The 9481-nt window shown below is 61.3% G+C and carries 10 protein-coding genes and 2 pseudogenes; 7 read left to right on the top strand and 5 right to left on the bottom strand.

What is annotated here, in order from left to right:
* Window positions 1-163 precede the first annotated feature (163 nt).
* The gene (locus CN97_RS18690; protein ID WP_020952702.1) at window positions 164-865 is read left to right on the top strand and encodes a VIT1/CCC1 transporter family protein; all 702 of its coding nucleotides are present in this window, start codon (window positions 164-166) and stop codon (window positions 863-865) included.
* 124 nt (window positions 866-989) lie between these two features.
* Here the strand turns inward: CN97_RS18690 and CN97_RS18695 are convergent, their stop codons facing one another.
* The 3 genes and pseudogenes from CN97_RS18695 to CN97_RS21285 all read right to left on the bottom strand — a co-directional run.
* The gene (locus CN97_RS18695; protein ID WP_035714797.1) at window positions 990-1382 is read right to left on the bottom strand and encodes a group III truncated hemoglobin; all 393 of its coding nucleotides are present in this window, start codon (window positions 1380-1382) and stop codon (window positions 990-992) included.
* 186 nt (window positions 1383-1568) lie between these two features.
* Window positions 1569-1700, bottom strand: a pseudogene (locus CN97_RS20820) (IS256 family transposase); the annotation flags it as partial.
* A 5-nt stretch (window positions 1701-1705) separates the two neighbouring features.
* Window positions 1706-1828, bottom strand: a pseudogene (locus tag CN97_RS21285) (IS3 family transposase); the annotation flags it as partial.
* Between the two features lie 91 nt (window positions 1829-1919).
* On the opposite strand from CN97_RS21285, the gene CN97_RS21290 reads away from it, so the two are divergent.
* From CN97_RS21290 to CN97_RS18720, 5 genes are all read left to right on the top strand, one after another.
* Window positions 1920-2357, top strand: a complete 438-nt coding sequence (locus CN97_RS21290) for an Lrp/AsnC family transcriptional regulator (protein ID WP_035714825.1) — start codon at window positions 1920-1922, stop codon at window positions 2355-2357.
* 75 nt (window positions 2358-2432) lie between these two features.
* Window positions 2433-2819, top strand: a complete 387-nt coding sequence (locus CN97_RS18705) for a hypothetical protein (protein ID WP_035714800.1) — start codon at window positions 2433-2435, stop codon at window positions 2817-2819.
* A gap of 68 nt (window positions 2820-2887) precedes the next feature.
* On the top strand, window positions 2888-4378 hold the full coding sequence (locus tag CN97_RS18710; protein WP_035714802.1) for a multicopper oxidase family protein: 1491 nt from the start codon (window positions 2888-2890) through the stop codon (window positions 4376-4378).
* Window positions 4375-4809, top strand: a complete 435-nt coding sequence (locus tag CN97_RS18715; RefSeq protein ID WP_035714805.1) for a c-type cytochrome — start codon at window positions 4375-4377, stop codon at window positions 4807-4809. Before CN97_RS18710 ends, CN97_RS18715 begins: the two co-directional genes overlap by 4 nt.
* A 54-nt stretch (window positions 4810-4863) precedes the next feature.
* The gene (locus tag CN97_RS18720; protein ID WP_248700129.1) at window positions 4864-5334 is read left to right on the top strand and encodes a c-type cytochrome; all 471 of its coding nucleotides are present in this window, start codon (window positions 4864-4866) and stop codon (window positions 5332-5334) included.
* A gap of 130 nt (window positions 5335-5464) precedes the next feature.
* On the opposite strand, the gene CN97_RS18725 is transcribed toward CN97_RS18720, so the two are convergent.
* Window positions 5465-7693 (bottom strand): copper-transporting P-type ATPase, encoded by a 2229-nt coding sequence (locus CN97_RS18725; protein ID WP_140418256.1) that lies wholly within the window; start codon window positions 7691-7693, stop codon window positions 5465-5467.
* Between the two features lie 195 nt (window positions 7694-7888).
* On the bottom strand, window positions 7889-8086 hold the full coding sequence (locus CN97_RS18730) for a heavy-metal-associated domain-containing protein (RefSeq protein WP_035714813.1): 198 nt from the start codon (window positions 8084-8086) through the stop codon (window positions 7889-7891).
* Window positions 8087-8250: 164 nt separating this feature from the next.
* Between CN97_RS18730 and CN97_RS18735 the strand changes: the two genes are divergently transcribed.
* On the top strand, window positions 8251-9481 hold a 1231-nt coding region (locus CN97_RS18735; protein ID WP_035714815.1), incomplete at its 3' end, for a heavy metal translocating P-type ATPase.

Genomic DNA, 9481 nt, shown 5'->3' on the forward strand with positions numbered 1-9481 from the left:
AATTGCAATGATCCGGTTCACCCTACATTGTTACCGGAAGTTTAAGGAAGTCGATGGCCTCGTCAGCGTTTCAATCCATCGAGCGCGGATGAGCGGTGAAGCTTTGGCGCGGCCTGGAATCTACAGGGTCAGATCGACAGTATGAAATTGGAGCGGGACGGCCATGACCTATCAGTCAGCCCATGAAGAAGTACATTTCGTCAACCGCAGCGGTTGGTTGCGGGCCGCGGTGCTCGGCGCCAACGATGGGATCGTCTCGATCTCGGCGCTCATCGTGGGCGTGGCGGTCGCCAATCCTTCCGCAGAGGCGGTGTTCATCGCAGGCGCCGCGGGATTGGCCGCCGGGGCGATGTCCATGGCGGCGGGGGAATATGTCTCGGTTAGCTCACAATCGGATATTGAAGGTGCTGACATCGCCCGTGAGGCGCAGGCTCTGCGCGAGACACCCGCGGAGGAGGAGGCGGAACTGGCTTCTATCTGGGAGAGCCGAGGTCTCTCGCCCGCGACGGCAGCGCTTGTCGCGCGCGAGTTGACCGAAGCTGACGCGCTTGGGGCCCATGTGCGAGATGAACTCGGCCTCTCTGAGGTGCATAGCGCCAATCCCTTACAGGCTGCCTTTGCCTCTGGGCTCACGTTCACTTTGGCCGGGGCTGTGCCGATGGTTGCTGCGCTCGTCTCACCCGCAGAAACTGTCGCCGTCGTGGTTACTGTGACAACGCTGCTCGCGCTTGCCGTTCTCGGGGCTCTCGGGGCTTGGGCCGGCGGAGCCAAGTTGTTGCGACCAACACTGCGTGTGGTCTTCTGGGGCGGTGCCGCGATGGCAGTGACCGCCGCTATCGGGAAACTATTTGGGGTCGCGGTTTAGGCAGGCAGGGGGGCTATCCCCCCTTCTTGGGGATCGGGGGAAAGGTATTTTAGAGTTCAAAAGGGCCCGGTTTAACGGCTCTGGCATTGTCGAAGATTTGGTTGATGAAACTGCAGCCTCTCTATCAGCGGCGGAGGTTTGGGGGATCGCCAGCCTGCGCAAGCCCATAGCTGAGGCCCTTGCCAATCCGGTGCGCGAGGGCTGACCAATTGCGGGCCTGATCTATTGTGAGGTTAGCAGCCAGCACTGTATCAAAGAGGTCCAGCCATATTGGAAACATCTCAGCGCGTATGTCTCCTGCCTCTTTGTGAACGAACATGGGGTTTCCATCGTAGCCCTGTTCGCGCAGGATCGCGTTACGCCAGAAAGACATGATCCTGCTTTCATGCTCTGACCAATCCGTGACGTGCCGCGCAAAAACTGGCCCAAGAACTGGATGGTGGCGAATGTCTGCGTAAAAGCGAGCGACCACCACGCCGATTTCTTCGGCGGTAATGTCAAACCTACGCGCATTCATACTGGCCTCCTTTCACCGGCCTCTGTGTTACGAGCGTTTCCTCTGCGCATGGCTTCTAACGTGGCCCGGCCATCATAAGAATTATGAACTCACATCAGTGAGTGCCAGATCCATTCATCGGATCTTGGCGGCCCGATGTGTAGCGGAATTTTCGCTGAGCTATGGTCGAAAGTTGGTGACGCTTGATCAGGCGGCGGTTTGAAGTTGACGGAGGCCGTCGCGGAACTCAACCCCCTGTATGATTTCTGGGAGGCGGTGGTGGCCGTCGAGTTTTCGCCATTTCTTCTGGGCCGACATCATCAGCTTGAAGGCTATGGCCGTTTGATCTGGTTCAGGTGAACGTCGAACTCCTGCGCCAGCTCGATCATGGTCTTCTCGCCCTTGATCGCGGCTACCGCTACTTTCGCCTTGAAAGCCGGGCTGTGGTTCCGGCGCGGTCGTCTTGCCTTGGTCTTCTCCTCGCTCGCAGCATCATGCTGCCGTTACGCGGAAAATCCACTTATCCCGGCTGTTCAGATTCCCGCCGCCGCCTCTTCCATGACCAGACTAGACGAAACAGACCGACGTATTCTGCGCGCATTGCAGAAAGATGGTCGGATGCAGAAGATCGAACTGGCAGCCCAGGTCGGGCTTTCGCCCTCGCCCTGTCTGCGGCGCGTCAAGGCGCTAGAAGAAGCTGGTGTCATTCAGCGCTACGTCGCGGTACTTGACCCGGCGGAAATCGGGATGGGTATGACGGTCTTCGCCCGTGTCTGGCTGACCGGGCAGGATGTCGAAACCGTCAACCACTTCACCAATGCCGTCAGCGCCCTGCCGCAAATTGTCGAGTGCCACCTGATGGCGGGCGATTGCGACTTTCTGCTGCGCGTTGTGGCCCGCGATCTCGATGACTATCGGCAGTTCCAGATCGATCATCTGACCCGGATCAAGGGTGTTCAGAATGTAAAATCCGACATCCCTATGCAAAAGATCTAGCTCACCTCTGAACTGCCGCTCTGACGCGGTCATAGACTCCTCGCTTTATAGTGTGCGGCAGGGCGGCAGTGTCGCATGGACAAGGTGGCAGTGGAAAACTACCATGATGGCATGCTTCGCTTGGTCTTGATCCTTGCTGCCTGGCTCTCTCTTGTGCTCTCACCCGTCGCGGCGACTGCGCATGAGCTCCGCATGTCCGACAACACCGATCACCACATGGCACTGTATGAGGAAGGTCATTTCGGCAGCACTGCGGTGCTCTGTGACGACCAAAGCGACTGCAATGTCGGTGTGTCCCTGTGCAAGGCGGTATGCGCCGGGCTCCCGGTCCCCTTCCCTGTTCTGGCCGATGCTTCGCAATACGCCCCGAGGACCGATGTATATGTCGCGGGGCCCGGCGCCGACTTCCGGGAAACCCTTCCCGATGAGGATAGTCGCCCTCCCATTTCCTCTCTCCTGTGAGTGACCGGCAGGGGATTCCTGCCGTTTTCCCTTTCTTGCAAAGCGGGATCACATCCCGAGGAGAGATCATGCCTTTCGTATCCAGACGCGGCTTCCTTGCCGCAGGTGCTGCCATGGCAGCCGCATTTCAATTCAACTCCCGCGCCTTTGCGCAAGGGGAGACCGCTCTCGGGCTTTCTGCGACCACGCGAAGCCTGGACATCAACGGGCGCGCGGCGACGGTCTTTGGCCTGACCGGGCCGCAGGGCTCAGGCCTTGTTCTGAACCCCGGCGAGCGCTTCAGGGTGGATCTGAGCAACGATCTGCCGGTGCCGACGATGATCCACTGGCACGGACAGATCCCTCCGAATGCACAGGACGGGGTGCCGGACGCGCCGATGGCAGCGCTCTCGCCCGGCGAGAAGCGGAGTTACGACTTTGCGCCGCAGCCAGGAACCCACTGGATGCACAGTCATATCCCGATCCAAGAAATGCAGTTGCTTGCAGCGCCGTTGATCGTGCGCCGCCCCGAAGATGTCCGTGCCGACAGGCAGGAGGTTGTGATCCTGCTGCATGATTTCTCGTTCAAGTCCCCCGAAGAGGTCATGGCGGAAATCACCGGCGGACATGGAGTCAGTCACGGAGGCGGTCACGCAGAGGGTCATGGCGGCGCTGCGCCGGCGCCAATGCAGGGGATGGACCACAGTTCCATGGGACATGGCACCATGGCGGACATGCAGCATGGTGGCATGTCCGGTATGGAGATGGATCTCAACGACTATGACTGGGATGCCTATCTGGCCAATGACCGCACGCTTGCCGATCCCGAAATCATCCAGGTCGAGCGCGGTGGCAGGGTAAGGTTGCGGATCATCAACGGCGCAGCCGCAACCGTCTTCTGGATTGACACAGGCACTGTCGCAGGGCGGCTGGTGGCGGTCGATGGCCATGAAATCCGGCCGCGCGCGGGAACCAGTTTTGGCGTGGCCATGGGCCAACGCCTTGATATCGAGCTGGATCTGCCCGGTGAAAACGCGGCCTGGCCGATCCTTGCGTTGAGGGAGGGTGCACGCGAGCGCACCGGCATTGTGCTCGCCGCCCCGGGGGCCAGCATCAGCCGGATCGCCGGAACGGGCGAGACGGAAGCCGCAGCCTTCGACGTGGATCTGGCGCAGGAAGGTCAACTGCTTGCCCGTGATGCCCTGCCGTCCCGGTCGGTCGATCGCAGCCATATGGTGATGCTGGGCGGAAGCATGCAGCCCTATCGCTGGACCATAGATGGCGCGGTGTGGGGCGATCACCGCCTGATTGGCGCCAGAAGCGGTGAACGCGTCGAGTTGATGTTCCACAATATGTCGATGATGGGTCACCCGATGCATCTGCACGGCCACAGCTTCCAGGTCGTAGAGGTCAACGGGCGGCGGATGGCGGGTGCACGACGCGACACGGTCTATGTTCCGCCGATGTCGATGGTGACCGTTGCCGTCGACGCCGGTGAGGCCGCGAACTGGATGCTGCATTGCCACCACATGCCGCATCTGGCGACAGGCATGATGACGGCATTCTCGATCCAGGCGTGAGGCGTCATCGTCTGATTGGCGGGGCTGCGCTGCTGGGCATTCTGGCCGGGGTCGGGGTCTTTTGGGATCCCGGCGCACGGCCAGACCCGGCTGTGTCGCGCGGGCGGCAGGTCTATGCTGCAAACTGCGCGCCCTGCCATGGCGCGCAGCTTGAAGGCCAGCCGGACTGGCAAAGCCCTGCCGCCAACGGCCGCCTGCCTGCTCCGCCACATGATGAGACCGGGCATAGCTGGCATCATTCCGATGCCTTGCTGCTCTCCATCATCGCGCTCGGCACCGCCGCTGTCGTCGGAGACGGCTACGAAAGCGACATGCCAGGCTTCGCGGGTGCCCTGACGCCCGAGGACATGGAAGCGGTGCTGGCATTCATCAAAAGCACATGGCCAGAGCGTGAGGCCAAGTATCAGCGCCGGGTATCAGGCGTTGAATAACTAGACGGTCGTCGGACGCAAACAGATCGCATCAGCCTCGGCGAGGGCCCGGCTGTGTCGGGCAAATCCGGCGCAATGAACCTTAAACGGAAACTGGATATGAAGTCACAAAAAATGCCGTGGGTCCTCTCAGGCCTCATACTTGCCGTAGTCGGAGCCACATTCTGGGTAGGCCGCGAACCGGATGCCACCACCGCACCGACCGCAGCCACAGCGACAGGCGTCCGGGTGCCGGCCCAATTCTCGGAGGCTGCTGCACGGGGGGGCACCGCCTTCGACAGCACCTGTGCCGCCTGTCATGGCGTCAACGGGGCCGGGACGGATGCTGGTCCGCCCCTGATCCATCGCATCTATGAACCGCCTCATCACGGCGATTATGCGTTCCAACTCGCGGTGTCCAATGGTGTGCGTGCTCACCATTGGCGGTTCGGGAACATGCCGCCACAACCGGGGCTCTCTGAAGCCGAGGTTTCAGATATTATCGCCTATGTGCGCGAGGTGCAGAGAGAAAACGGGATCGAATGAAGTGTCGGGAGCTTTTCCACTGCCTTCAATCCGGCAAAACTATTTGACCGAAGCAAAGGTACGGACGTCTTCCGCGCCTTGAGAGAGACAGCGGACCGGTTCACCCCGGTCCGCGCTGGTTTTTCTGCGATCAAAACCGCTTTGAACGCAGCCGCAGCGAGTTACCGATCACGCTGACCGAAGAGAGCGCCATCGCCGCCGCCGCGACAATCGGCGACAGCAGAAGGCCGAACAGCGGATAGAGCACCCCCGCCGCCAGCGGCACGCCCGCAGCGTTGTAGATGAAGGCGAAGACAAGGTTTTGCCGGATATTGCGCATCACCGCCTGCGACAGACGGCGCGCCTTCACGATCCCCATCAGGTCCCCCTTGAGGAGGGTCACGCCCGAACTCTCGATGGCGACATCCGTGCCCTGTCCCATAGCAATGCCGACATCAGCTGCGGCGAGGGCGGGCGCGTCGTTCACACCATCCCCGGCCATTGCGACGACATGCCCTTCGGCCCGCAGGCGATTGACCACCGCACTCTTTTGATCGGGCAGGACATCGGCCTCCACCTCGTCGATCCCGAGCTGCCGGGCAACCGCTTCGGCCGTGGTCCGGTTGTCACCGGTCAGCATGACGATGCGGATCCCCTCCTCGTGCAGTGCGTTCAGCGCGGCTCGTGTGGTCTCCTTGACAGGATCGGCAATGGCAAAGATCCCGGCGGCACGGCTGTCGACGCCGATATAGATCGCTGTCGCTCCATCCTTGCGCAGCGCATCGGCTTCGGAGCTTAGCGGCGATGCATCCACCCCGTTCTCGGCCAGAAATGCGGCATTGCCGAGGAAGACGCGCTGCCCGTCCACTGTTCCCGAAGCGCCCTTGCCTGTGGGTGAGTCGAAATCCGCAACTTTAGGGATACTGACCCCGGCGGCCTCGGCGCGCGCGACGATGGCAAGGGCGAGTGGATGCTCGGACACGGCCTCGACACTTGCCGCCAGCCGCAGGATATCCGCCTCGGCGAAGCCCGGAGCGGCGACGATCCCGGTCACCGCCGGCTTGCCTTCGGTCAGGGTGCCGGTTTTGTCTACGACCAGCGTATCGACCTTCTCCATCCGCTCCAGCGCTTCCGCATCGCGGATCAGAACTCCCGCACCCGCTCCTTTACCAACGCCGACCATGATGGACATCGGCGTTGCAAGGCCGAGGGCGCAGGGGCAGGCGATGATGAGCACGGCCACCGCAGCGATCAGTGCATGGGCGAACCGCGGCTCGGGGCCAATGGCTGCCCAGGCGGCAAAGGCCAGCAGCGCGATGGCGATGACCACTGGCACGAAATAGCCCGAAACCTGATCGGCCATACGCTGGATCGGGGCGCGTGATCGCTGTGCATCCGCGACCATATGCACGATACGCGACAGCATGGTGTCCTGCCCGACCCGCTCAGCACGGATCACGAGCGCCCCGGTCTGGTTCATCGTGCCGCCAGTGACATGGTCGCCGACTGTCCGGGTCACGGGCATGGATTCGCCGGTGATCATCGATTCATCCAGCGAAGACCGGCCCTCTTCCACCGCACCATCGACCGGCACCGCCTCGCCGGGGCGGACGCGCAGCAGATCACCGATCACCACCTGATCGAGTCCCACGTCTTCCTCGCTGCCATCGGGCGCGATCCGCCGCGCCGTCTTGGGGGCCAGATCCATCAGCGCCCGGATAGCACCCGATGTCTGCTCGCGCGCCCTGAGTTCAAGAACCTGCCCCAGAAGGACCAGAACCGTGATGACGGCGGCCGCTTCGAAATAGACATCGACCGAACCATCCGCCGCCCGGAATGTCGCCGGGAAGACGCTGGGAAACAGGGCAGCGACCATGCTGTAGATCCAGGCCGCACCGGTGCCGATCGCGATCAGGGTGAACATGTTCAGGCTTCGATTGACGATCGAGGCCCAGCCCCGTGCGAAGAAGGGCCAGCCGCACCACAGAACCACCGGCGTTGCGAGCACCAACTGGATCCAGATCGAATAGGACTGGGGTACCAGATGATGCAGCCCGGGAACAAGATGGCTGCCCATCTCGAGGAAAAACACCGGCAGCGCCAACACAAGGCCGATCCAGAACCGCCGCGTCATGTCAACGAGCTCGGCGGAGGGGCCGGTCTCGCCGCTGGCAATCAACGGCTCCAGCGCCATCCCGCATTTTGGGCAGCTGCCGGGCCCGTCACGACGGATCTCAGGGTGCATCGGGCAGGTCCAGACCGTACCAGCGGGCTGCGGACCGTGGTTTTTGACTGCGTGCCCGACATGATGGTGGTGGTGACCTCCCGGCGGGTGGGCATGCGCATGGGGCTCATGGTGGTTCTGATCAGATGGGGGCATGGGCAAATTCCGGGCGAAAGTGAAAGAGAAGGACGACGACGCCACCATGTAACAAAACAAAGGGCGACCACCCTGCTGTTACAGAACGGCACCCTTGTACGGCGTTATTCTCCCCCGCATCTGCGGAAAAGTGTGATCGCAAAAGAGATGCCCGGCAACTGCGTCGCCCGGCATCTCGATTTCAAGGGTGTCGCGTCAGGCCGAGGCCACTGCGGTATAGCCGGCCGCCGAGAGCGCCGCCACGAAAGCACTGGCCGGTTGAGACGATGCAAAGTCGATGTTCCGCTTTTGCAGATCAACTTTCACCTGCGCTTGCGGATCCACTGATTCAACGGCCTTGGTGACGCCACGTGCACAGCCGCCGCAGGTCATGTTCCGGATGTGGAGCTGCATGAGAACCTCCTTTGTGCCACTCATGCCAAGCGATATGGGGCTTTCCACCGTTGGAAGGTCAAGAGGGCCCATGCGAAAAAATATGAGAAAATAGGTTGACCTTGACACCGTTGGAACCGCCACAAATGCGAGGCGCACGATTCGCGGCATGAAGGAGATACCACATGAACGTTCAGATGAAGGCGGAGACATCAACCGCCCAGACGGTGGTATTGCCGATTGAAGGGATGACCTGCGCATCTTGCGTGGGGCGGGTAGAGCGGGCGCTTCAGGCGGTCCCGGGCGTATCACAGGCACATGTGAACCTTGCCACAGAGAAGGCAGAAGTCCGTTTTTCCAATCCTGTGACATATGATCTTCTGGTCAGGACCGTTGAGAATATCGGTTATGGCGTGCCATTGGCCAACACCGAACTGTCGATTGAGGGCATGACCTGTGCTTCATGCGTTGGTCGGGTTGAGCGTGCGCTCGCGGGTGTCAAAGGTGTCCGTTTTGCGCATGTCAACCTCGCAACCGAGCGGGCGACGGTCGAAGGGACAGCATCCCCGGAAGACCTTGTGAAAGCGGTGGAAAATGCGGGCTATGATGCAGCCCTGATCGGGGACACCGGAGCCGCCGAAGCCGAAGCAAGCGCACGCAAGGACGCAGAGCGGGCAGGCCTGAAGCACGACCTTTTGGTCGCGGGCATTCTGACACTGCCGGTTTTCCTGCTGGAAATGGGCTCACACCTCATCCCAGCTGTCCACCATCTGGTCATGCAGACTGTCGGAACACAGACAAGCTGGTACTTTCAGTTCGCGCTCACGACTCTGGTGTTGTTCTTTCCTGGCCTTCGATTCTACCAGAAAGGGTTTCCGGCTCTGTTCCGCCTCGCGCCCGATATGAATTCGATGGTCGCAGTCGGTACGATGGCGGCCTACGCCTATTCGGTCGTCGCAACTTTCCTTCCGTCCCTGCTGCCCGCCGGAACGGTGAATGTCTATTACGAAGCTGCATCTGTCATCGTCACCCTGATCCTTCTCGGCCGGTATCTTGAGGCGAAAGCAAAGGGCAAGACGTCAGAAGCCATCAAGCGGCTTGTGCAACTGCAGGCCCGTACTGCCCGTGTCCGGCGCAGCGGGCAGACTGTCGAGATCGCAACCTCCGATGTCGCGCACGACGATATTGTGGAACTGCGCCCTGGCGAACGGATACCGGTCGACGGGGAGGTCATTGAGGGCGAAAGCTACGTTGATGAATCCATGATGACCGGCGAGCCAATCCCGGTACGCAAGACGACCGGAAGCACTGTTGTCGGCGGGACGGTAAATCAGAAGGGAGCGCTTGCGCTGCGTGCCACCGCAGTGGGCGGCGCGACAGTGCTTTCGCAGATCATCCGGATGGTCGAATCTGCGC

Source organism: Haematobacter massiliensis, assembly GCF_000740795.1.
Taxonomy (GTDB): domain Bacteria; phylum Pseudomonadota; class Alphaproteobacteria; order Rhodobacterales; family Rhodobacteraceae; genus Haematobacter; species Haematobacter massiliensis.

Coding starts and splice junctions, on each gene's coding strand:
- CN97_RS18690 (WP_020952702.1), top strand. CDS start 164: ATGACCTATCAGTCAGCCCATGAAGAAGTACATTTCGTCAACCGCAGC.
- CN97_RS18695 (WP_035714797.1), bottom strand. CDS start 1,382: ATGAATGCGCGTAGGTTTGACATTACCGCCGAAGAAATCGGCGTGGTG.
- CN97_RS21290 (WP_035714825.1), top strand. CDS start 1,920: ATGACCAGACTAGACGAAACAGACCGACGTATTCTGCGCGCATTGCAG.
- CN97_RS18705 (WP_035714800.1), top strand. CDS start 2,433: ATGGACAAGGTGGCAGTGGAAAACTACCATGATGGCATGCTTCGCTTG.
- CN97_RS18710 (WP_035714802.1), top strand. CDS start 2,888: ATGCCTTTCGTATCCAGACGCGGCTTCCTTGCCGCAGGTGCTGCCATG.
- CN97_RS18725 (WP_140418256.1), bottom strand. CDS start 7,693: ATGCCCCCATCTGATCAGAACCACCATGAGCCCCATGCGCATGCCCAC.
- CN97_RS18730 (WP_035714813.1), bottom strand. CDS start 8,086: ATGCAGCTCCACATCCGGAACATGACCTGCGGCGGCTGTGCACGTGGC.